20 protein-coding genes are annotated in these 22,931 nt (G+C 70.7%); 15 read left to right on the forward strand and 5 right to left on the reverse strand.

Going from position 1 to position 22,931, the window contains the following annotated elements; all coding sequences use genetic code 11:
* Positions 1 to 5: 5 nt before the first annotated feature.
* Both ACFWU3_RS01295 and leuE read left to right on the forward strand, forming a co-directional pair.
* Positions 6 to 1,586, forward strand: a complete 1,581-nt coding sequence (locus ACFWU3_RS01295; protein ID WP_384429353.1) for a methylmalonyl-CoA mutase — start codon at positions 6 to 8, stop codon at positions 1,584 to 1,586.
* A 57-nt stretch (positions 1,587 to 1,643) separates the two neighbouring features.
* Positions 1,644 to 2,303, forward strand: coding sequence for a leucine efflux protein LeuE (leuE, locus tag ACFWU3_RS01300; protein ID WP_313944538.1), 660 nt, complete (start codon positions 1,644 to 1,646; stop codon positions 2,301 to 2,303).
* A gap of 17 nt (positions 2,304 to 2,320) precedes the next feature.
* On the opposite strand, the gene ACFWU3_RS01305 is transcribed toward leuE, so the two are convergent.
* Together ACFWU3_RS01305 and ACFWU3_RS01310 are read right to left on the reverse strand one after the other, a co-directional pair.
* A complete protein-coding gene (locus ACFWU3_RS01305) occupies positions 2,321 to 2,779 on the reverse strand; it encodes a MarR family winged helix-turn-helix transcriptional regulator (protein ID WP_384429357.1) in 459 nt (152 codons plus the stop codon).
* 17 nt (positions 2,780 to 2,796) lie between these two features.
* Positions 2,797 to 4,245, reverse strand: coding sequence for an FAD-dependent monooxygenase (locus ACFWU3_RS01310; protein ID WP_384429360.1), 1,449 nt, complete (start codon positions 4,243 to 4,245; stop codon positions 2,797 to 2,799).
* Positions 4,246 to 4,303: 58 nt separating this feature from the next.
* Between ACFWU3_RS01310 and ACFWU3_RS01315 the strand changes: the two genes are divergently transcribed.
* Positions 4,304 to 4,927 carry a TetR/AcrR family transcriptional regulator C-terminal domain-containing protein gene (locus ACFWU3_RS01315; protein WP_384429363.1) on the forward strand — a complete coding sequence of 208 codons (624 nt, stop codon included), beginning with the start codon at positions 4,304 to 4,306 and terminating at the stop codon, positions 4,925 to 4,927.
* Positions 4,928 to 4,952: 25 nt separating this feature from the next.
* Here the strand turns inward: ACFWU3_RS01315 and ACFWU3_RS01320 are convergent, their stop codons facing one another.
* Together ACFWU3_RS01320 and ACFWU3_RS01325 are read right to left on the reverse strand one after the other, a co-directional pair.
* Positions 4,953 to 6,278 (reverse strand): alpha-2,8-polysialyltransferase family protein, encoded by a 1,326-nt coding sequence (locus ACFWU3_RS01320; RefSeq protein ID WP_384429366.1) that lies wholly within the window; start codon positions 6,276 to 6,278, stop codon positions 4,953 to 4,955.
* Positions 6,278 to 7,261 carry a glycosyltransferase family 2 protein gene (locus tag ACFWU3_RS01325; protein ID WP_384429369.1) on the reverse strand — a complete coding sequence of 328 codons (984 nt, stop codon included), beginning with the start codon at positions 7,259 to 7,261 and terminating at the stop codon, positions 6,278 to 6,280. Before ACFWU3_RS01325 ends, ACFWU3_RS01320 begins: the two co-directional genes overlap by 1 nt.
* Before the next feature lie 187 nt (positions 7,262 to 7,448).
* Between ACFWU3_RS01325 and ACFWU3_RS01330 the strand changes: the two genes are divergently transcribed.
* The 12 genes from ACFWU3_RS01330 to ACFWU3_RS01385 all read left to right on the forward strand — a co-directional run bounded on the left by ACFWU3_RS01330 (position 7,449) and on the right by ACFWU3_RS01385 (position 21,768).
* Positions 7,449 to 8,774 (forward strand): DUF6716 putative glycosyltransferase, encoded by a 1,326-nt coding sequence (locus ACFWU3_RS01330; RefSeq protein ID WP_384429372.1) that lies wholly within the window; start codon positions 7,449 to 7,451, stop codon positions 8,772 to 8,774.
* A gap of 50 nt (positions 8,775 to 8,824) precedes the next feature.
* The gene (locus ACFWU3_RS01335) at positions 8,825 to 10,165 is read left to right on the forward strand and encodes a cytidylyltransferase domain-containing protein (protein WP_384429375.1); all 1,341 of its coding nucleotides are present in this window, start codon (positions 8,825 to 8,827) and stop codon (positions 10,163 to 10,165) included.
* 13 nt (positions 10,166 to 10,178) lie between these two features.
* Positions 10,179 to 11,102, forward strand: a complete 924-nt coding sequence (locus ACFWU3_RS01340; protein ID WP_383234792.1) for an N-acetylneuraminate synthase family protein — start codon at positions 10,179 to 10,181, stop codon at positions 11,100 to 11,102.
* A 411-nt stretch (positions 11,103 to 11,513) separates the two neighbouring features.
* Complete coding sequence (locus ACFWU3_RS01345) at positions 11,514 to 12,584, forward strand: hypothetical protein (RefSeq protein ID WP_384429378.1); 1,071 nt, start codon at positions 11,514 to 11,516, stop codon at positions 12,582 to 12,584.
* A 195-nt stretch (positions 12,585 to 12,779) separates the two neighbouring features.
* Entirely contained in the window at positions 12,780 to 14,009 is a 1,230-nt protein-coding gene (locus ACFWU3_RS01350) for an amidohydrolase (protein WP_384429578.1), read from the forward strand.
* A gap of 226 nt (positions 14,010 to 14,235) precedes the next feature.
* Positions 14,236 to 15,279, forward strand: coding sequence for a BMP family protein (locus ACFWU3_RS01355; protein WP_384429381.1), 1,044 nt, complete (start codon positions 14,236 to 14,238; stop codon positions 15,277 to 15,279).
* A 239-nt stretch (positions 15,280 to 15,518) separates the two neighbouring features.
* Positions 15,519 to 17,057 carry an ABC transporter ATP-binding protein gene (locus ACFWU3_RS01360; RefSeq protein ID WP_384429581.1) on the forward strand — a complete coding sequence of 513 codons (1,539 nt, stop codon included), beginning with the start codon at positions 15,519 to 15,521 and terminating at the stop codon, positions 17,055 to 17,057.
* Entirely contained in the window at positions 17,054 to 18,166 is a 1,113-nt protein-coding gene (locus ACFWU3_RS01365; protein ID WP_384429384.1) for an ABC transporter permease, read from the forward strand. The genes ACFWU3_RS01360 and ACFWU3_RS01365 overlap by 4 nt, the downstream gene beginning before the upstream one ends.
* A 112-nt stretch (positions 18,167 to 18,278) precedes the next feature.
* The gene (locus ACFWU3_RS01370) at positions 18,279 to 19,523 is read left to right on the forward strand and encodes an ABC transporter permease (RefSeq protein WP_384429584.1); all 1,245 of its coding nucleotides are present in this window, start codon (positions 18,279 to 18,281) and stop codon (positions 19,521 to 19,523) included.
* An 11-nt stretch (positions 19,524 to 19,534) separates the two neighbouring features.
* Positions 19,535 to 19,924, forward strand: a complete 390-nt coding sequence (locus ACFWU3_RS01375; RefSeq protein ID WP_384429587.1) for a cytidine deaminase — start codon at positions 19,535 to 19,537, stop codon at positions 19,922 to 19,924.
* An 87-nt stretch (positions 19,925 to 20,011) separates the two neighbouring features.
* The gene (locus tag ACFWU3_RS01380; protein ID WP_384429387.1) at positions 20,012 to 21,289 is read left to right on the forward strand and encodes a thymidine phosphorylase; all 1,278 of its coding nucleotides are present in this window, start codon (positions 20,012 to 20,014) and stop codon (positions 21,287 to 21,289) included.
* 197 nt (positions 21,290 to 21,486) lie between these two features.
* Complete coding sequence (locus ACFWU3_RS01385) at positions 21,487 to 21,768, forward strand: STAS domain-containing protein (protein WP_384429390.1); 282 nt, start codon at positions 21,487 to 21,489, stop codon at positions 21,766 to 21,768.
* 52 nt (positions 21,769 to 21,820) lie between these two features.
* On the opposite strand, the gene ACFWU3_RS01390 is transcribed toward ACFWU3_RS01385, so the two are convergent.
* Positions 21,821 to 22,882, reverse strand: a complete 1,062-nt coding sequence (locus ACFWU3_RS01390; RefSeq protein ID WP_384429393.1) for a sigma-70 family RNA polymerase sigma factor — start codon at positions 22,880 to 22,882, stop codon at positions 21,821 to 21,823.
* Between the last annotated feature and the right edge of the window lie 49 nt (positions 22,883 to 22,931).

Raw genomic sequence — 22,931 nt, forward strand, 5'->3', positions numbered from 1 at the left:
CAGACATGGCGCGCGAGTCCGAGTCGGGACTGCCCATCGAACCGGTCTACGGACCGGACGATCTGGAGGGGTTCGACCCGGCCGAGCAGCTGGGGGAGCCCGGGGCGTTCCCCTACACCCGCGGTGTCTATCCCTCGATGTACACCGGACGGCCCTGGACGATGCGTCAGTACGCGGGCTTCGGCACGGCCGTGGAGTCCAACGCCCGCTACCAGCAGCTCATCGCCAACGGCACGACGGGCCTCTCGGTCGCCTTCGACCTGCCCACCCAGATGGGCCACGACTCCGACGCCCCCATCGCGCACGGCGAGGTCGGCAAGGTCGGGGTCGCCATCGATTCGATCGACGACATGAGGGTGCTGCTCGGCGGAATCCCGCTGGACCAGGTCTCCACCTCGATGACCATCAACGCGCCGGCCGCGCTGCTTCTCCTGCTCTACCAACTCGTCGGCGAGGAGCAGGGCGTCCCGGCCGACCGGCTCACCGGCACCATCCAGAACGACGTGCTCAAGGAGTACATCGCCCGCGGCACCTACATCTTCCCGCCCAAGCCGTCGCTGCGGCTGATCGCCGACATCTTCCGGTACTGCCGGGCCGAGATCCCGAAGTGGAACACCATCTCGATCTCCGGCTACCACATGGCCGAGGCGGGGGCCTCGCCCGCGCAGGAGATCGCGTTCACCCTTGCGGACGGTATCGAGTACGTCCGAACGGCCGTAGCCGCCGGCATGGACGTCGACGACTTCGCGCCGCGTCTGTCGTTCTTCTTCGTCGCGCGGACGACGATCCTGGAGGAGGTCGCCAAGTTCCGTGCCGCGCGCCGGATCTGGGCGCGTCTGATGCGCGACGAGTTCGGGGCGAAGAACCCGAAGTCCCTCATGCTGCGCTTCCACACGCAGACGGCAGGGGTGCAGCTGACGGCGCAGCAGCCCGAGGTCAATCTGGTGCGGGTCGCCGTGCAGGGGCTCGCGGCCGTCCTCGGCGGCACCCAGTCGCTGCACACCAACTCCTTCGACGAGGCGATCGCGCTGCCGACGGACAAGTCGGCCCGGCTCGCGCTGCGGACCCAGCAGGTCCTGGCCTACGAGACGGACGTCACCGCCACCGTCGACCCGTTCGCCGGCTCCTACGTCGTGGAGAAGATGACGGACGACGTTGAGGCGGCGGCCCTGGCGCTGATGCAGCGGGTGGAGGACATGGGCGGCGCCGTCGCCGCGATCGAGCGCGGGTTCCAGAAGAACGAGATCGAGCGCAGCGCGTACCGCATCGCCCAGGAGACGGACAGCGGGGAGCGCGTGGTCGTCGGCCTCAACCGGTACACGCTCGACGAGGAGGAGCCGTACGAACCCCTGCGGGTCGATCCGGCCATCGAGGCGCAGCAGGCGCAGCGGCTGGCGAGGCTGCGCGCCGAACGCGACCAGCCGGCGGTGGACGCCGCGCTCGCCGCGCTGCGGAAGGCCGCGGAGGGTACGGAGAACGTGCTCTACCCGATGAAGGACGCGCTCAGGGCGCGGGCCACGGTGGGCGAGGTGTGCGACGCCTTGCGCGCTGTCTGGGGCACGTATGTGCCGGCTGACGCCTTCTGATTCCGTGATGCGAAACGCCGAGGCGGAGTGTCGTACCCGTGTGCGAGACTCCGCCCCATGCTGGGTGTCACCGATCTGCCGACCTATCTCGCCGGCCTTGTCCTGATCATTCTCCTGCCGGGGCCGAACTCGCTGTACGTGCTCTCCGTCGCCGCGCGACGTGGTGTGCGGACGGGATACCGTGCCGCCGCCGGTGTGTGGTGCGGCGACACCGTGCTGATGGTGCTGTCGGCGGCGGGCGTGGCCTCGCTGCTCCAGGCCAACGCCGTGCTGTTCGGCATCGTGAAGTTCGCCGGCGCCGGCTATCTGACCTGGCTCGCGATCGGGATGCTGCGGGCGGCCTGGTCGATGTGGCGCACGCGCCGTGAGCGGGCGGTGGAGCGCGAGGCGGCTTCCCCGGACGCCGCGGCCGACTCCGAGCGGCCCTTCCGCAGGGCGCTGGTGATCAGCCTGTTCAACCCGAAGGCGATCCTCTTCTTCATCGCCTTCTTCGTGCAGTTCGTCGACCCCGCGTACGCCTACCCCGCGCTGTCCTTCGTGGTCCTCGGCGCGCTCGCGCAGGTGGCGAGCTTCCTCTATCTGACCCTGCTGATCTTCACCGGCACCCATCTCGCGGAGGCCTTCCGCCGCCGCAAGCGGCTCTCCGCGGGAGCCACCTCGGCGGCGGGCGCACTGTTCCTCGGCTTCGCGGTGAAGCTCTCGCTCAGCAGCAGCTGACCGGAGCGGCCCGGGGGTCAGTGGTGCCAGGCCCTGCCGTCCACGTTGTGGATCATCCGCTGAAGCACCTTGAGGGTGCGGACATACTCCTCGTCCGTGATGCCGTCGTGGATCTTCGCCCGTACGCCCTGCTGCCGTACGGCCGCCTCGGCCCGGAGCGCCTCCCCCTCGGGGGTGATGTGCAGCAGCCCGTCCTCGCCGAGGGCGACGAGCTCCCGGCCGATCAGGGCCTCGACCTCGTCGTCCATGCGGACGGTCCCCACCGCGAGATAGCCCTGGAGGAACGCGACCAGTTCGGTGCGGTCCCGTCCGGCGGGCGATTCGGCGAGCTGGTTGAGGACCCACCACTGGGGCTGGGTGAGCCCGGCCTCGCCGAGTACCCCGCGGATATGGCCCACCACCGCCTCGTGGGCGGCCCAGCTCCAGTAGCCGATCGGCTGGCGTACGAGTCCGGTGTCATCGTGTGAATAGCGCATACGGCGACCGTAGAAACTCAAGCACGCTTGAGGTCAAGGCCGCCGTGGGCACCGGCCCGGCGCAGCCATGCGGCCAGTCCCGCCGTGTCCTCGCCGGCCCAGCCGATGTAACCGTCGGGCCGGACCAGGAAGAGGCCCTTGCCGTACGGCTCGTACGCGTCGATCCGGTGGCAGCGCACCACATCGCCGTCCCCTGACGGGAGTCCGGCGTCCGTGCCGACGGCGAGCAGGGTGAAGTGCGGGCCGCGGAACAGGTCGAAGATCCGGCTGCCGTCCGGCAGCGGGCCGTCCGGCGCCCGGTCGCCCGCTTCCAGCGCGCCCGCGGACCCCGCGGCGAGCGGTCCGCCGCGGTAGCCGAGCCCCAGCTGCATGGTGGCCTCCCCGCGCCGGGCCTCGCCGCGGTGAATACGGGTGGACAGGCCGAGCATCTGCGCGGCGACGGGCAGCCGCTCCTCCTCGTAGCTGTCGAGCAGTTCCTCGGGCGCGCCGTGGAGCAGGACCTGACCGAGCTTCCAGCCGAGGTTGTACGCGTCCTGGACGCTGGTGTTGAGCCCCTGCCCACCGGCCGGCGAGTGCACATGGGCGGCGTCGCCCGCCAGGAAGATCCGGCCCTCGCGGAAGCGCTCCGCCAGGGCGGCGCGCGGCCGGAAGTCCGACGACCACCGCACCTCGGTGACGTCGTCCGCGCTCAGATGGGTGCGGGCGGCGATCAACTCCCGTACCCCCGCGGGGGAGATGTCGGGCTCCGACTCCGAGAAGCGGCCCGTGACCTGGAAGTCCTCCGTCCCCGGCAGAGGGCAGACGGCGAGGAACGCGGACCCGTCGCCCGGGAACACATGCCAGTTGAGGCGGTCGAGCGCGGGGATGCGGACGTCCGCGACGAGCATCGGGGCGGGGTCGACGCTCTCGCCCGTCATCGGGATGCCGAGAATCCGGCGGACGAGACTGCGGCCCCCGTCGGCGGCGACCGCGTAGTCCGCCCGGACGGTGCCCGTCGTCAGCTCGGCCGTGACGCCGGTCTCGTCCTGGGTGATGGCGGTGAGGGCCGCGCCGAAGGTGACGGCGCCGCCGAGTTCGGTGAGCCGGCTGTGCAGGATCTGCTGGGTGCGCCACTGGGGGAGCAGCCAGGGTTCGCCGTAGGGAGCCGCGTCCGTGGGCCCCGGGCGCTCGAACATGTCGTGCTCGCCGCGCCGTTCGCCGTCCTCCCAGAGCATTCCGACCGGCGCTCTGCCGCCCGCGGCGAGGACCGCGTCCACGACCCCGAGATCGTCGAGGACCTCCAGGGTGCGGGGCTGGAGGCCCTTGCCGCGGGAGCCCGGGAAGAGGGCGTCGGACTGCTCCACGACCAGCGTGCGGACCCCGCGGCGAGCGAGATCGCAGGCGAGGGCGAGCCCGGTGGGTCCGGCGCCGACGACGAGCACCCGGGTGTCCGTGATCCCGTCGTCCTTAACGTTGTTAAGTTCCATGTCCGTAGGGTGAACTTAACGGCGTTAAGTTGTCAAGGGGGTGTGGGAGGGTGGGCGCGTGGCTACGGAACGACTCGACCGGATCCGGGTGGCGCGCACCGCCCTGCGCCTGCTCAACGAGGTGGGCCTCGAAGGACTGACCCTGCGAGGGATCGCCAAGGAGCTCGACGTCAAGGCCCCGGCGCTGTACTGGCACTTCAAGGACAAGCAGGCGCTGCTCGACGAGATGGCCACCGAGATGCTCCGCCGCATGACGGCGGACCTCGCCGAGGCGCCCCCGCCGGCGGACTGGCGCGCGGCGTACGCGGCGGCGATGCGGGGGCTGCGGTCGCATCTCCTGCGCTACCGCGACGGCGCGCGCGTCTACAGCGGCACGCACTTCACGGACCTGAGCTACGCCGCGCCGATGGAGGCCCAGCTGCGGACGCTCACCGAGGCGGGATTCACGCCGGGAGCGGCGGCACGGGCGTGGCAGACCGGGTACAGCTACACGATCGGTTACGTGATCGAGGAACAGGCGACGGGCGAGGGGTACGACCTGCGGGCCCGGGAGGAACGCCTGTCGCAGTACCCGCTGGCCGCGCGGGCGGGCGAGGAACTGTTCGGCTCCCGGGACGAGGGCTTCGAAAACGGCCTGGCGGCGGTGGTGTCGGGCGTGGGTGCGGTGCTGGGCCCGGGGTGAACGGCGCCCGCCCGACCCGCTCCCGTCACCCCAGCGCCAGCTTCTTCAGGCGGCGGGCCCTGCGCGCCACCCTTCGCACCGCCGCGTGGCGGGGGACCGGGATGCCTCCCGGAAGGCCCAGCACCGTCAGGCGGCGGCGCTTGAAGTAGCGCCACGTCCGTCCGTTCAGGCTGCCGCCGAGGTACCGCTCCGCCGCCGGGCGCAGATCGGACCTGATCTGCGGCTGCATCGCGAAACCGACCGCGCTCAGCAGCCCGGTCAACTCCTCGTCCGCGGCCTTCGGCGCACCGGCCTCGCCCTCCGCCAGGTCCGGCACCAGCGCGTCGACGACCGTCAGCGGGATCCGGTTGCTGTTCTGGTACGGCGTGAGCCGGTCCAGCAGCGGCTCCGTGCCGACCCGGGCCACGGGAATGCCGTAGAACGTGCTCGCCGTGAACAGCGCGGTCGAGAAACAGCCCGCCACCAGCGCGGGACGCAGCTGCCGGTAGAGCACTTCCGCCAGCACCGGCCGGTCCAGCACGGTGAGTTCCGCGTCCAGTGCCTCCGCCTCCCGCTCCAGCGTCCGGGTCCAGGACGCCGGCGCCGTGGGGTGCGGTTTGAAGACGATCCGGCGGTGGCCGAGCGCGACCGCGCCCCGCACCATCCGCACGTGCAGGGCCTCTTCCTCCGCCGGCGTGATGATGCCGAGCGCCGCGAGGTACTGGCCGAGCAGCAGTGCCGCGCCCTCACCGACCGCGGACCGCGCCGGTGACTCCTCGACCCCGTCGGACAGTTCGGCGACGACCTTGACGAACGCCTCGGTCGCGACGACCCGCGGCTTCGCCCCGAACTCCGAGAGCAGCAGGGGCTGCAGACCCGGCACCAGATCCAGGTGGAACAGGGTGCGCACGCGCTCGCCGACCAGCGGGTCGATCTTGCTGCGGGTGGGGCCGTAGCTCATCAGCCCGTCCGCGTAGACGTCCAGCGCCGCGTCCGGGAAGAGCTGGGCGATCGCGAGGGCCGGCGTGACCTGGATCGACTCGACCGCGAGCTCGATCCGGTCGTCGCCGAGGTCCCACAGCATGCGCAGATACCGCTCCCACAGGGGCCCGTCGTCCGGGCGCGGTGACCAGCCGCCGGGGTGGAAGGGCGAGATGGCCTCGTTCCAGGAGATCACCCCGTCGAAGCGCCCGCGCAGCCGCTCGAAGCCCGGCATGGTGTCGAGCGAGGGCGAAGTCTCCGGCGTCGTGGCGTTGTTGGCGACCAGCAGCAGCCGCCGGTCCGCGGCCGGGAAGCAGCCGCTGTCGATCGCCGCGGACAGCGTCGCCGCACCGTACAGCGAGGAGGCGTAGAAGATCTGGGTCGTGGGCATCAGGCCGCGGCCTCCGAGGAGAGGGGGGAGGGACGGCGACGGAGCCTGCGCAGACGCGAGGCGCGTTCGGTGTCCATCGAGTCGAGCGCTTCCTTCAGAATGTCCTGCGGCATCCGTTTCAGCGCGGCCGCGCTCATCGCCCGCAATTTACGTGCCACCGCGGGTTCGAATCGCTCCACCGATCCCAGGTGATGAGAAATAACCGCGCAGTATGTCCGCACTGCTTTGGGAAGCAGCTGCGCGGAATCCGGATCCTGCGCCGTTTCTTCGAGTACCTGGTCGAATGCCCGAATGAAATCCAGCTGCCGAATGTCACCGATTTGTGTCAGGGACGACGCGACGCCGCGTCGATAGAAGATCCCCAGGTGGCTGATCACCGCGAACGTCTCGGCCTCGCGGTGCAGCCGCCAGATCCACGGCCGGTCCTCGGCGGTGCGCAGACCGTGGGTGAAGTGCAGCAGCCCGCGGTCGGCGAGCCGCCGGTGGTACATCCCGGCCCACGCGAAGGGGTAGTCCACGCCGGTCGAACGGTCGGCGGGCAGGATCGCGTCGCGCGGCCGCAGCACCTCGCCCCGCCGGCCGACGGGGACGCGGTGGACCGTGCGGGCCCTGGCCGTGCACTGCACATGGTCGGTGCGCACGAAGTCGCAGCCCAGGTCCTCCATGGCGGTGAGCAGATGCTCGAAGTGGCCCGGGGCGAGCCAGTCGTCGCCGTCCAGGAAGGCCAGATACTCCCCGCTCGCCGCGTCGAGACCGGTGTTGCGGGCGGTGGCGAGACCGCCGTTCTGCTCATGTCTGATCACCCGCGCCCCCGGCACCTCCCGCTCCGCGCGCTCGAGGATCTCCGGAGTCCCGTCCTTCGAACAGTCGTCGACAAGGAGGAATTCGAAGTCCTCGCGGGCGTTCGCCTGCAGGCTTCTGAGGGTGTCGGGCGCGTATGTCTGCACGTTGTAGAACGGCACGATGACGGAGAGCTTGACCACCCCCGTGAGGCTAGGGGCGGCCCCGGCATTCGTTCTGTCCCTGGCAAAGATGAAGGGTGAACAGAAGGCGACGGAGCGGTTGACCGACCAGTTTCCCGGGCGCTTTCGCCAACCGTAGACGCGCTGTTAACCATCTGTTGTGGTCGAGTTGGGCCGTCAAACGGAATGCCTTTCTAACGTCCTCGGCGTGCCATCAAGTACCAGCGAGGCCGTACGGGTCGCCGTACTCGCCGACTCCGACACCCGGTGGAAATGGGGCGCGCTCACAGCGCGTCGTATAACCCCGAACGACACCCCTGACTCCGTCGAGCTGAGCGGCTTTCTGCTGCGCGGCCGGGCCACTCCCACGGCCCGCCAGCTCGCCGAGGTCGGTGTGCGGGTGGACGAGTTGCGCGAGGTCACGGCGAACGAGTTCCTGCGCGCCGTCAAGGACGACGCGTACGACGTGATCGTGCTCGCCCTCGTCGGTGGTGCCGTCCAGGCCCTGCTGCACGGGCTGGCCGCACTGAAGATGCCGCTGCGCCCGGTCGTCGTGACCGGGTACGTGGGAGTCGTCTACGAGAAGCTCGCCGACGGACTGCTGCTGCGGCACGGAGCCGACGTCGTCCTCGCCAACTCCCGTCACGACGTGGACCGTTTCCGCGCGGTCTACGAGGGCGTGGGCGCCGATGCCTCGTCCGTCACCGAGGCCGCGCTGCCCTTCCTCGGCGGGGCGCCCTACCGGCCCGAGGCCGGCCGCGACACGGTCGTCTTCGCCGCCCAGCCCTCCGTCCCGGAGTCCCGCGTCCACCGCACCCACCTGCTGCGACGGCTCGTCGAGCACGCCCGTCTGCACCCCGGCCGTGAGGTGCTGCTGAAGCTGCGCTCCCGTCCGGGCGAGCACACGACACACCTCGAAGAACTCCCGTACCAGAAGCTCGCCGAGAAGCTCCCCGGCGGGCTGCCGCCCAACTTCCGTCTGGTGTACGGGAACATGGGCGAGGTCCTCGACCGCACCGACCTGCTGGTGACCGTCTCGTCGACGGCCGCGCTGGAGTCGCTGCACCGCGGCATACCGACGGCGATCCTCACCGACCTCGGTGTGCGCGAAGCCCTCGGCAACCACCACTTCCTCGGCTCCGGCCTGCTCACCTCGTGGGACCGCCTGGACGGCGGCCACCGCCCCCTGCCCGATCCGGACTGGCTGTCCCGGCAGGGCGTCGCCGCCGACGGGACCTACGACAGCGCCTTCGACGTGGCCCGGGAGCGCGTCGCCCTGCTGCTGGAGAAGCCCGAACTCCCGCCGATCACGCCGTACTACACCCCCGCGACGGCGCCCGGCTATCTGCCCGGCATCCTCGCCCGCCACCACCTCGGCGCCGACGGCACCCCGCTCCAGGGGGAGGCGAAGACCACCGAGATCAGCGTCGTCCGGCGCGTGGTGCGCGACGCCGTACGGGAGGTGGCGCGCGGCGCGTACCGCCACGGCGTGCAGCGTGTCGCCCCCGTCCTCCGCCGGATGGGCCGGCTGTGACCCACGAGAGCACCGGCGCACACCCGCAACCGACGTACCCAGGAGCCCAGATGACCGTGCTCGCCGTGATCCCCGCCCGAGGCGGCTCGAAGGGCGTACCGGCCAAGAACCTGGCGCCCGTGGGCGGAGTGCCGCTGGTGGCGCGGGCCGTGCGCGAGAGCCTCGCCGCCCGGCTGGTGACCGACGTCGTGGTCTCCACGGACGACCCGGACATCGCGGCGGCGGCCCGGAGCGCCGGCGCCGAGGTGGTCCTGCGGCCGGCCGCGATCGCCGGCGACACCGCCACCAGCGAGGCCGCCGTCCTGCACGCCATGGATGCCTTCGAGGCGATGAACGGCTGCCAGGTCGACGTGGTCCTGCTCGTCCAGTGCACCAGCCCCTTCCTGAGCCGCGAGGACGTCGAGGGCGTGGCCGCCGCGGTCGCCGAGCGCGGCGCGGACAGCGCGGTCACCGTGGCCCCGTTCCACGGCTTCGTCTGGCGTGAGGACGCCGAGGAGCCGGTCGGCGCCACGGGTGAACAGGCCGGGAACGCGGGCGAGTACGGGGCCGTGCGCCCCGCCGTCGGCGCACAGCCCACCGGCGCCGCCACCGCGCTGCCGGCCGGCACCGCCCCCGGCGGCCGCGGCGTCAACCACGACTCTTCCTTCCGCCCCCGCCGTCAGGACCGTCCGCAGGACTTCCTGGAGACGGGCGCCGCGTACGCCATGGCCGCCCCCGCCTTCCGCGAGGCCGGCCACCGCTTCTTCGGCCGCACCGCCCTGGTCCGTACCGACCCCGCCCGGGTCCTCGAAGTGGACGACCCCCACGATCTCGCGCGCGCCCGTGCGCTCGCCCCGCTCCTCGACACCCCCGCGCTGCCCACGCGCGAGGACGTCGACGCCGTCGTCCTCGACTTCGACGGCACCCAGACCGACGACCGGGTCCACATCGACGCGGAGGGCCGGGAAATCGTCTCGGTGCACCGCGGCGACGGCCTCGGCATCGCGCATCTGCGCAACGCCGGTCTGCCCCTGCTCATCCTGTCCACCGAGCAGAACCCGGTGGTCGCGGCGCGCGCCCGCAAGCTCAGGATCCCCGTCCTGCACGGCGTCGACCGCAAGGACCTCGCCCTCAAGCAGTGGTGCGAGGACCAGGGGATCGCGCCCGAGCGCGTGCTCTACGTCGGCAACGACGTCAACGATCTTCCGTGCTTCGACCTCGCCGGCTGGCCCGTGGCCGTCGCGAGCGCTCACGGATCCGTACGCGCCGCCGCGCGTGCCGTCACTACCACCCGCGGCGGTGAGGGGGCGATCCGCGAGATCGCCGCCTGGCTTCTCGGCCCGACCCTTCTCCACACCCCAGCAGGCGGTCCCCCAGCCCCTGCCGTGTCCCACAACACCCCCGAGAGTTAAGGATCTACCCCCCATGAGCACGTCCCGTCTGCGTACCCTCGGCACCAGGACCGCCGGGCCGGGCCACCCCGTCTACGTCACGGGTGAGATCGGCATCAACCACAACGGCGACCTCGACAACGCCTTCGCGCTCATCGACGCCGCGGCCGACGCCGGCTGCGACGCGGTCAAGTTCCAGAAGCGCACGCCGGAGATCTGCACACCGCGAGACCAGTGGGACATCGAGCGCGACACCCCCTGGGGCCGGATGACGTACATCGACTACCGCCACCGCGTGGAGTTCGGCGAGGACGAGTACCGCCGGATCGACGAGCACTGCAGGAAGCGCGGCATCGACTGGTTCGCCTCCCCGTGGGACACCGAGGCCGTGGCCTTCCTGGAGAAGTTCGACGTCCCGGCGCACAAGGTGGCCTCCGCCTCCCTCACCGACGACGAACTGCTGCGTGCGCTGCGCGGCACCGGCAAGACGGTCATCCTCTCCACCGGCATGTCGACGCCGCGGCAGATCCGCCACGCGGTGGAGGTGCTCGGGAGCGACAACATCCTGCTCTGCCACGCCACGTCGACGTACCCGGCGAAGGCCGAGGAGCTCAACCTGCGCGTCATCAACACGCTCCAGGCGGAGTACCCGAACGTCCCGATCGGCTACTCCGGCCACGAGACGGGTCTCCAGACCACGCTCGCCGCGGTCGCGCTCGGCGCCGCGTTCGTCGAGCGCCACATCACGCTCGACCGCGCCATGTGGGGCTCCGACCAGGCGGCCTCCGTCGAGCCGGGCGGCCTCCAGCGTCTGGTCCGCGACATCCGCACGATCGAGACCGCGCTGGGCGACGGCGTCAAGAAGGTCTACGACTCCGAGCTCGCCCCGATGAAGAAGCTGCGCCGGGTCGCGGGCGTCGTCGCCGAGGGGGGCGACCGCGAGCCCGCGGCGGTCTGACGGCCCGACCGCCGTCACCCCGGGGGCCGCACGCCGGTCTGACGGCCCGACCGCCGTCACCCCGGGGGCCGCACGCACCGCTCCCGTCACCCCGCACGACGGGTGACCCCGAGGTGCTGCCAACCCCGGGGGCGGCGGCCCTTCGGTCGTGGGCCGCGGCTCGTGGCCCACGGGGCCGGGGCTCCGGTCGTGGCCGGTGCACAGCCTGCCGGGCCGCGGTCGTGACGGTTGGACGGCCTTTCCCGGCCTCCGGTGCCGGGCGGTGGACACCGGCCCGCACGCCCCTGAGCGCCGCACCTGATCCCACCCCGGACGCCGTCCGCCCGGAACCGCGTCCACCCGGAACCCCGTACGCCGTGAATCGCCGTCCACCCGGAACTCCCGACCACCCCGATCACGAGGTGACCCACAGTGAATCTCGCCTTCGTCGAGAGTCCGGTCCAGCTCCTGAACGTCCTGGAGTGGGCCCACGCCCGGCCCGGTGCGCCGCCGGACGTGCTGCCGGACGGCCTCGGGCGGCGGGGTGACCGCGCGGCCGAGCTGATCGTGGTCGTGCTCTCGCCCACCGATCCCATGTCGCGCGGCCAGCTGCGCCGGATGGCGGAGCTGGCCCGCGACGAGGGGTTCACGGTCCGCTGGCAGGAGGCCCGCGGCGGGACCGGAGCGCCGCTGAAGACCGTGCGCCGGCTCGCCCCGATGCTGCACCGCGCGGAACGCATCGTCATAGGCGACCCCTTCTCCCGCTACGTGCAGCTGCTCCTCACCCTGGTCGGCGGCAAGGACCTGACCGTCGTCGACGACGGCACCGCCACGATGGAGTTCGTGGCCCAGCTGGCCCGCGGCGAGAAGCTCGTGCGCTGGCACCGGCGCGGCAGGCGCGGTCCGCGCGAGATGGTCCTCGCGCCCGTGACGTTCCTGGCCCGCCGCCGGCTCACCCCGTCCCGGTCCCGCCGGGTCGAGGTGTTCACCTCGATGCCGGTCGAGCCGCCGCCGGGGATCACCGTCACCCCCAACGTCTTCGGCTGGACCCGCGCCCGCTTCGGCCCGCCGAAGATCACTCGCGGCGCCGACCTGGTCGGGACGTCTCTGGTGGAGACGGGAGTGGTCGACCCCGACCAGTACGTGGAGGCGGTCACCGCGCTGGCCCGCACCCACGGCGCCACCCGCTACTTCGCGCACCGGCGGGAGAGCTCCGACAAGCTGCACCGGCTCGCGGTGGAGACCGGCCTGGAGATCGTCCGGCCGGATCTGCCGCTGGAGCTGATCGCCCGCCGGGGCCCGATCGGCGCCACGGTGCTCAGTTTTCCGTCGACCGTGGTGCACACGCTTCCGCTGGCGCTCGCGGGCACCGGCATCCGGGTGGCGGTCTGCGACATCTCCCCGGAATGGCTCAGGGACAGCGCCTCGCCCCGCGCACAGGGCTTCCTCGCCGGGGTCACCGGCACCGCACGGGATGTGCAGCGGTTGCCCGCACCGGCCTGAGACCATGATCCTCCGCCGGAGGATCGCTTCGGAGCGGCTTGAGGTACGGTCGAAAAGGGTGCGTGAGCTTACCCACACGGGTGGGCAACCATGCACCTCGGGGCCACCTTTCCTTCCCCTATCGGGTTGAACTTTTGTTGATCAGTGGTCAGTTGGCCCCCGCCTGGGCATACCCTTCAACAGGTGAACCAACTGATGTCCCGTGAGTCCGAAGCAGACCTGCCCGGGGGAGACGCACTGCCCGGCACGCTGTCCGAAGCGCTGCGTGCCGAGCTGATCGCCTTCCGCCGGGACATGCACATGCACCCGGAGCTCGGCAACCAGGAGTTCCGTACGACCGCCGCGATCAAGGCACGCCTGGAGAAGGCGGGCCTGAAGCCGCGCGTACTGGCCGTGGGCACCGGACTCATCTGTGACATCGGCGCCTGGGACGAGACGCGGCCGCTGCTGGGTATCCGCGCGGACATCGACGCTCTGCCCATCCCCGACACCAAGATCGGGGTTCCCTACCGCTCCACCGTCCCCGACCGCGCGCACGCCTGCGGTCACGACGTCCACACCACCGCCGTTCTCGGCGCCGGTCTGGTCCTGGCCGATCTGGACCGGCAGGGGCTGCTGCCGCAGCCGGTGCGGCTGATCTTCCAGCCCGCCGAGGAAGTGCTGCCGGGTGGTGCGCCGGACGCCATCGAGTCGGGTGTCCTGGACGGTGTCGGGAAGATCATCGGCGTGCACTGCGACCCCAAGGTCGACGCGGGAGTCATCGGACTGCGGCCCGGCCCCATCACCTCCGCCTGCGACCGGCTGGAGGTGACGCTCGACGGCCCCGGCGGCCACACCGCCCGTCCGCATCTGACCACCGATCTCGTCACGGCGGCCGCGAAGGTCGTCACCGAGGTCCCGGCCCTGCTCGCCCGCAGGGTCGACGCACGCTCCGGGCTCGCGGTCACCTGGGGCCGTATCGAGGCGGGCCACGCCTGCAACGTCATCCCGCAGCACGCCGAACTGTCCGGCACCGTCCGCTGCCTGGACCTGCCGGGCTGGCGCGCGGCCCCCGACCTGGTGCACGCGGCCATCGACGAGATCGCCACGCTCCACCGGGCCAAGTCCGAGATCAACTACATCCGCGGTGTGCCGCCGGTGGTCAACGACCCGGCGGTGACCGAACTGCTGCGGGACGCGCAGACCGCGCGCCGCGGATCGTATGCGATCGAGGACACCGAACAGAGCCTGGGCGGCGAGGACTTCTCCTGGTACCTGGAGCACGTCCCCGGCGCGATGGCCCGGCTCGGCGTGCGGACGCCCGGTGACACCACCCGGCGGGACCTGCACCGCGGCGACTTCGACGCCGACGAGCTGGCGATCGACGTCGGCGTCGAGCTGTTCACGGCGGCGGCCCTGCTCGACGGCCGGGCGGACAGGACCTAGCACCGGCGTCACGTTCTCGCCCCGGCCGCGCTCGACGGCCGGGCGTACGCTGCACTGGAGTACGTCGCGTGTCGATCAATGCGGCGCGCACCAAGCCCATGGCCGGTTCGCGACGATCCGATAACGACTGATGAACAGGTCTTTAACTGACATCTACGCGCGTTACGATCGCCGCGAAACCAGCGCCGGAAGTGGCGCTTTCGGTCAGGTTTTAAGGAGCCCCCCAGTGCGCCGGATCACCAGGATCGCCACCGTGGGCCTTGCGTCCACGGCTCTCGCACTGTCCGTCACCGCATGTGGCGGCAAATCGTCCTCGGACGCTGCCGAGGACAGCAGCAGCGCCGCCATCGCGTACGACATCGGTGGCCGCGGCGACCAGTCGTTCAACGACGCCGCGTTCGCCGGCCTCGAGAAGGCCGAGAAGGACCTCGACATCAAGGGGACCGAGGCCGAGCCGAGCGAGGGAGAGGGCGACCCGGACAAGGTCCAGCGCCTCACCGAGCTGGCCCGCGCCGGCAACAACCCCGTGATCGGTGTCGGCTTCGCGTACGCCCCGGCCATCGCCGAGGTCGCGCCGAAGTTCCCGAAGACCACCTTCGGCCTCATCGACGACACCTCGAAGACCGGCAAGAACATCGCCAACCTGGTCTTCAACGAGGAGCAGGGCTCCTACCTGGCCGGCGTCGCCGCCGCCAAGGTGACGAAGTCCAAGACCGTCGGCTTCATCGGTGGTGTCGAGACCCCGCTGATCAAGAAGTTCGAGGCGGGCTTCGTCCAGGGCGTCAAGGACACCAACAAGAGCGTCAACGTCAAGGTCCAGTACCTGACGCAGCCGCCGGACTTCGGTGGCTTCTCCAAGCCCGACCTCGGCAAGGCGGCCGCGCAGGGCCAGCTCGACGCGGGCGCCGACGTGATCTACGCCGCCGCCGGTCTCGCCGGCTCGGGCTCGATCGAGGCCACCGCCAAGGCGAAGAAGTGGTCCATCGGCGTCGACTCGGACCAGTACAACCAGAAGGGTCTCGCGCCCTACAAGGAGTACATCCTCACCTCGGTGACCAAGGATGTCGCGGGCTCCGTCTACAACCTGATCAAGTCGGTCAAGGACGGCAAGCCGCAGTCCGGTGAGATCCGCTACGGCCTGGACAAGGACGGCGTCGGCCTGGCGACGTCCAACCCGGCCTACACCAAGCTGACCGATGTGACCGCCGCGGTCGACAAGGCCCGCGCCGCCATCATCGCCGGCACGGTCAAGGTCAAGACCGCTCCGTAGTCGCCGGTCGGAAACCCTTCGTTCCGCGGGCCCGGAGGGGCGGTGCACACCGCCCCCCGGGCCCCGGGCCGGGTTCCGGCCACGGGTTTTTATCATTCGGCAGCGCTACGCGCGTAGAGCCCTCTCCGGCGCGATAACTTCGCCCCTGCCCCCGAACCCCCCTCCGCCCTGCCTCCCTGCTCCTTTCCCGCCAAGGAGAGTGCGTCATCAACGCGTCCAGCCCTCCTGCCGCCGTAGAACTGCGCGGCATCACCAAGCGCTTCCCGGGTGTCGTCGCCAACCACGACATCGACATCACCGTCCACAAGGGCACCGTGCACGCCCTCGTCGGTGAGAACGGCGCCGGTAAGTCGACCCTGATGAAGATCCTTTACGGCATGCAGAAGCCGGACGAGGGCACCATCACCGTCGACGGCTCCCAGGTCTCCTTCTCCAGCCCCGCCGACGCCATCGCGCGCGGAATCGGCATGGTGCACCAGCACTTCATGCTGGCCGACAACCTCACCGTGCTGGAGAACGTCGTTCTCGGGGGCGAGAAGCTCTACGGCATCGGCGCCAAGGCGCGCAAGAAGATCAAGGAGCTGTCGGAGGCGTACGGGCTGAACGTCCGCCCCGACGTCCTGGTCGAACAGCTCGGTGTCGCCGACCGGCAGCGCGTGGAGATCCTCAAGGTCCTCTACCGCGGGGCGCACACCCTCATCCTCGACGAGCCGACCGCGGTGCTCGTGCCGCAGGAGGTCGACGCGCTCTTCGCGAACCTGCGCGAGCTCAAGGCCGAGGGCCTGACCGTCATCTTCATCTCGCACAAGCTCGGCGAAGTCCTCTCCGTCGCCGACGAGATCACGGTCATCCGCCGCGGCACCACGGTCGGCACCGCCGACCCGAGGACCACCACGACCAAGCAGCTCGCCGAGCTGATGGTCGGCAGCGAACTGCCGTCGCCCGAGACCCGTGAGTCGACGGTGACCGATGTCCCGATGCTGACCGTGGACAGCCTGCGGCTGACCGCGACCGACCCCGACGGCGTCGTGCGCGAGGTCCTCGACGGCATCAACTTCACCATCCACCAGGGCGAGGTGATGGGCATCGCCGGCGTCGAGGGCAACGGTCAGACCGAGCTCATCGAAGCCCTGATGGGCATGCGCGACCCCGACGGCGGTGTGATCACGCTCGGCGAGAACGACATCTCGCACGCGCCCACCCGCAAGCGCCGCGAGGACGGCATCGGTTACATCCCCGAGGACCGCCACCGGCACGGGCTGCTGCTGGAGTCCCCGCTGTGGGAGAACCGCATCCTCGGCCATGTCACCGAGCGCCCCAACAGCAAGCACGGCCTGCTCGACCTCAAGGCGGCCCGCAAGGACACCGAGCGGATCGTGCGCGAGTACGACGTGCGCACCCCCGGCATCGAGGTCACCGCGGCCTCCCTCTCCGGCGGCAACCAGCAGAAGCTGATCGTCGGCCGCGAGATGAGCCACGCGCCGAAGCTGCTCATCGCCGCCCACCCCACCCGTGGTGTGGACGTCGGCGCCCAGGCGGCGATCTGGGACCAGATCCGGGAGGCGCGCCACGAGGGTCTCGCGGTGCTGCTGATCTCCGCCGACCTGGACGAGCTCATCGGGCTCTCCGACACCCTGCGGGTGATGTACCGGGGCCGGCTGGTCGCGGACGCCGACCCCGCCACCATCACCCCGGAGGAGCTGGGCTCGGCCATGACCGGCGCCGCCACCGGCCACCTGGAAGCACCCGAGCAGCCCGAGAACGGTGAGGCCCGATGAAGAAGTTCGACAAGGACCGGCTGATCCTGGGCCTCGCCGGCCCGGCGCTCGCCCTGGTCGTGGCCTTCCTGCTCACCTCGGTGGTGCTGCTCGTCTCGGACCGTGATCCGATCGAGCCGTACACCCTGATGATCCAGAACGCCGAGTACACCGACGTCCAGGTGCTGATCGTCAACCAGGCCGGTACGTACTACCTCGCCGCCCTGGCCGTCGCCATCGGCTTCCGGATGAACCTGTTCAACATCGGTGTGGACGGCCAGTACCGCCTCGCGGCGATGCTGGCGGCGGTCGTCGGCGCCTCCGTGGAACTGCCCGGCCCGCTCCACATCCTGCTGATCGTGCTTGTCGCCATGTTCGTCGGCGCCTTCTGGGCCGGTATCGCGGGCATCCTGAAGACCACCCGCGGTGTCAGCGAGGTCGTCTCGACGATCATGCTGAACGCGATCGCGACCAGCCTGATCGCCTGGATGATCCTGCCCGCGAACCTCGGTGTGCAGCCGAAGGGTTCCAACGACCTGACGACCGGTGAGATCGCCGAGTCCGGCTGGTTCCCGGGCCTCGACACCGGCGAGGGCGGCGTCGTCTACGGCTTCACCTTCATCGCGTTCGGCCTGGGCATCGTCTACTGGTTCATCCTCAACCGCACCCGCTTCGGCTTCGACCTGCGCGCCACCGGCGCCAGCCAGTCCGCGGCCCAGGCGAGCGGCGTGGACGCCAAGAAGATGGTCCTCACCGCCATGCTGATCTCCGGCGCGGTGGCGGGCCTGTCCGGTCTGCCGCTGCTGCTGGGCCAGACGCACACGTACAGCCTGAGCTTCCCGGTCGGCGTCGGCTTCACCGGCATCACGATCGCGCTGCTCGGCCGCAACAACCCGGTCGGCATCTTCTTCGCCGCACTGCTGATCGCCTTCCTGGAGAAGACCTCGGCCTCGCTGGACCAGCACGGCTACGAGAAGGAGATCGCCACGATCATGCAGGGCCTGATCGTGATCTCGGTCGTCGTGTCCTACGAACTCGTTCGTCAGTACGGGCTGCGCCGCCAGCAGCAGAAGGTCGGCGAGGAACTCGCCGCCCAGGCCCGTAAGTCCCGTGAGGAGGCTGTCCTGTGAGCGACGCACACGAGGCCGTCGGGCTTCGGACGACGAGGATGGCCGCGCCCCTGCGCCGAGTGGGCGGAGAAGCGAGTGAAGGCAGGACAGCGTGAGCACCAGCACCGTCTCGATGACGTCGACCGCACCCAAGAAGGGCGGCGGCCGCCGCAAGCTGTCCCTGCCGGTGATCATGCTGATCATCGCTGCGGGCCTGCTGCTGTTCTCCCTGGTCCGGGTGATCAGCGGCGCCAATGACCTCACCTCGGTGGGCCAGGTCGCCGGCGCACTCCAGCTGGCGGTGCCGATCGGCCTCGCGGGACTCGGCGGCCTGTGGGCCGAGCGGGCCGGCGTGGTCAACATCGGCCTCGAGGGCATGATGATCCTCGGCACCTGGTTCGGTGCCTGGGCCGGCTACCAGTGGGGTCCGTGGACCGGTGTCCTGCTGGGCATCGTCGGCGGCGCGCTCGGCGGTCTGCTGCACGCCGTGATCACCGTGACCTTCAACGTCAACCACATCGTCTCCGGTGTGGCCATCAACATCCTGGCCGTCGGTGTCACCCGCTACCTGTCGAACTTCACGTTCGCCGAGGCGGACGGCGGTTCCTCCAAGCAGTCCCCGCGCATCGACCAGATCACCGACATCACCATTCCGGGACTCTCGGACTGGATGATCGATCTCCAGGCCAAACACTGGTTCTTCGTGTCCGACCTGGCCGGTGTGGTCGGCGGTCTGGTGACCAACCTGTCGCTGCTGACCGTCGTCGCCATCCTGCTGATCCCCGGCACCTGGTGGATTCTGTGGCGCACCGCGTTCGGTCTGCGGCTGCGTTCCTGCGGTGAGAACCCCGTCGCCGCCGAGTCCCTGGGCGTCAACGTCTACAAGTACAAGTACATCGCGGTCACCGTCTCCGGCGGTCTGGCCGGTCTCGGCGGTGCGTTCCTCGCGATCGTCGCGACCGGTATCTACCAGGAGGGCCAGACCGGCGGGCGCGGCTACATCGGTCTCGCGGCCATGATCTTCGGCAACTGGATGCCGGGCGGCATGGCGCTGGGCGCCGGACTCTTCGGCTTCACCGACGGTCTGAAGCTGCGCGGTGGCGCGGAGAACGTCCACGCGATGCTGCTCCTGCTGGCGATCCTGCTGGTGCTCGTCGTGGGCTGGCAGCTCTACAAGCGCAAGCATGTGCAGGCCGCGATCGCCGCGTTCGTCTCGGCGCTGCTGTTCCTCTGGTACGCGATGACGGACGCGCTGCCGAGCCAGTTCGTGGACGCGGCGCCGTACGTCACCACGCTGCTGGTCCTCGCCCTGTCCGCACAGCGCCTGCGGCCGCCCAAGGCCGACGGCCTGCCGTACCGCAAGGGCGAGGGCAAGTGACGACCCCGTCCGTGACGGACGTCGACTGGGAGCTCCTGCGGGAGCGGGCACGCGAAGCGATGGCGCGCGCGTACGCCCCCTACTCGGGCTACCCGGTCGGCGTGGCGGCGCTCGTCGACGACGGCCGCATCATCGTCGGCTGCAACGTCGAGAACGCCTCGTACGGTCTGTCGCTGTGCGCGGAGTGCGGCCTGGTCTCGCAGCTCCATGCCACCGGCGGTGGCCGGCTCACCCACTTCGCGTGTGTGGACGGCCGGGGCGAGGTGCTGGTGCCGTGCGGGCGGTGCCGGCAGCTGCTGTACGAATTCGGCGGCCCCGAGCTGCTGTTGGACACCCCGGAAGGGATCCTGACCCTGGACGAGATGCTCCCGCAGGCGTTCGGGCCGCAGCATCTCTCGTAGGAGCACGGCCGCGGCCCTTCCGCTCCGGCGGAGGGGCCGCGGTCATACCCTCTTTCTATGCGCGTAGAGCAACTCTGGAGGAATCCCATGGACGTCATCTCCGTCATCCGCACCAAGCGGGACCGGGGTGAGCTGAGCCCCGAGCAGATCGACTGGGTCATCGACACCTACACCCGGGGTGAGGTCGCCGACGAGCAGATGTCGGCGCTGGCGATGGCGATCCTGCTGAACGGCATGAACCGCACCGAGATCGCCCGGTGGACGGCGGCGATGATCGCCTCCGGCGAGCGCATGAACTTCGACGCCCTTTCCCGCCCCACCGCCGACAAGCACTCCACCGGTGGGGTCGGCGACAAGATCACGCTGCCGCTCGCCCCGCTGGTCGCCGCGTGCGGTGCGGCCGTCCCGCAGCTCTCCGGCCGCGGTCTCGGCCACACCGGCGGCACGCTCGACAAGCTGGAGTCCATCCCCGGCTGGCGCGCGCTGCTGTCCAACGAGGAGATGCTGAACGTCCTCGACACCACCGGCGCCGTGATCTGCGCGGCCGGTGACGGGCTCGCCCCCGCCGACAAGAAGCTCTACGCGCTCCGCGATGTCACCGGCACCGTCGAGGCCATCCCGCTGATCGCCTCCTCGATCATGTCCAAGAAGATCGCCGAGGGCACCGGCTCGCTGGTCCTGGACGTCAAGGTCGGCACCGGCGCCTTCATGAAGACCATCGAGGACGCTCGCGAACTGGCCTCCACCATGGTCGCGTTGGGCACGGACAGCGGAGTGCGGACCGTCGCGCTGCTCACCGACATGTCCACCCCGCTCGGCCTCACCGCGGGCAACGCGCTCGAGGTCCGCGAGTCCGTCGAGGTCCTCGCCGGCGGCGGTCCCTCCGACGTCGTCGAGCTGACCCTGGCGCTGGCCCGCGAAATGCTGGACGCGGCCGGCATCAAGGACGCCGACCCGGCGAAGGCGCTGGCCGACGGCTCGGCGATGGACGTCTGGAAGCGCATGATCGCGGCCCAGGGCGGCGACCCGGACGCGACGCTCCCGGTGGCCCGCGAGCAGCACGTCGTCACCGCTTCCGCCTCCGGCGTCCTGACCCGCCTCGACGCGTACGACGTCGGCATCGCCGCCTGGCGCCTCGGAGCGGGCCGGGCCCGCAAGGAGGACCCGGTGCAGGCGGGTGCGGGCGTCGAACTGCACGCCAAGCCGGGCGAGACGGTGACGGCGGGACAGCCGCTGATGACCCTGCACACGGACACCCCGGAGAAGTTCGACTACGCGCTCCAGTCCCTGGGCTCGGCGTACGACATCGCCCCGGCGGGCACGGAGTTCACCCCGAACCCGATCGTGCTGGACCGCATCGCCTGACCGGCGCAGCTGTGACGAACGGCGGGACCCGTGGAGATCCACGGGTCCCGCCGTTCGTCGTGGCACCGATGAGAACGGGCGCCCGCGCCGGTCCCCAGAACAGGACGTATCCGTACGACGACGGGACGGGATCGTGAGCCATGCGCCGAAGTCTTCTGACAGCGATGAGTTACGGCCGCAGGGGCAGTCTGATACGTGTGGACGCCACACAGCCCGTCGTCATGCGCCTTTCCGGGAGGCTGACCCCGGACGATGTGCCGCGCCTGTGCGAGGAGTTGCACGCACGGCTCTCCGGCACCGGCGCCACCGAGGCGATCTGTGACGTCGGAGGGCTGACACACGCCACCCTGACCGCTGTGAACGCCCTTGCGCGGATGCAGCTCACGGCCCGGCGGCTGGGGTGCCGGGTCCGGATGAGGGGTGCCGGGCCGGAGCTGCGCGCACTGCTGGAACTGGTGGGCCTGGGCGAAGTCGCCTGACGGGGATCGCCGGCCGGGGAAGCCGGAAGGCGAGCCGCCGGAAGGGCCGGTCCTAGCCCGCCGCCTTCGGGGCCTCCGCTTCCGCCCCCTCGCCCGCGACGGCCTCCGGGGCCACCTCGGCGACCGGGGCGCCGTCCTTGTCGAGGGCCGGCGGCAGATCGAACAGCGGGAACCACCTCTTGGTGTCCAGGAAGAAGTCCATCCCGCCGACCTTGCCGTCGGAGAGCTCCAGGACGATGAGCGCCCACGGCTCGTACCCCTCGCCGGACGCGCTCGGGTGGTAGTGCGCGAACGCCGGCGAGCCGTTCGCCACGGTCGGGACCAGCTTCGATCCCCGGCACACGTCGCCCACGCCGAGCATCCAGCCCACGATGTTGTCGTGGCCGCGCAGCCACAGGTCGTAGGGCGGCATGGACATCGTCGCGTCCTCGTGGAGGAGGGCGGTCAGCGCCTGCATGTCGTACCCCTCGAAGGCCGCCACATAGCGGGCGAGGAGCTTCTGCTGTTCTTCGTCGAGAGGGTCGGCGCCGTCCGAGGAGGCCGGCTCCGACTCGGCGAGGGTCGCCCGCGCCCGCTGGAGCGCGCTGTTCACCGAGGCGACCGTGGTGCCCAGCAGCTCGGCGACCTCGCTCGCCTTCCAGGCCAGCACCTCGCGCAGGATCAGGACGGCGCGCTGCTTGGGCGGCAGATGCTGGAGCGCGGCGACGAAGGCCAGCCTGATCGTCTCGCGCTCCACCGCGGTCTCCGCGGGGTCGGCCACCGAGGGCAGCACCCGCCCGTCGGGCACCGGCTCGAGCCAGGTGACCTCCGGGCGGCTGGTGAGCTGGGCCTGGGCGACGGGGGTCGCGGCCGTGAGGTCCATGGGGCGGGCGCGGCGGTTGCCTGCGTTCAGCATGTCGAGACAGACGTTCGTCGCGATGCGGTACAGCCACGACCGCAGCGACGAACGCCCTTCGAACTTCTCGAAATTCCGCCAGGCCCGGACCATGGTGTCCTGCACCGCGTCCTCCGCCTCGAAAGCGGAGCCGAGCATGCGGTAGCAGTAACCGGTCAGCTCTCGCCGGTACTGCTCCAGTCTCGAATCCAGGTCCTGCGTCGTTGCCAGATCACTCATCGGGTCCACCCCTGTCGCCCATTCGGCACCAGCCCTTCGGAACCTACAG

This window comes from Streptomyces sp. NPDC058685 (assembly GCF_042714725.1).
Lineage (GTDB): Bacteria > Actinomycetota > Actinomycetes > Streptomycetales > Streptomycetaceae > Streptomyces.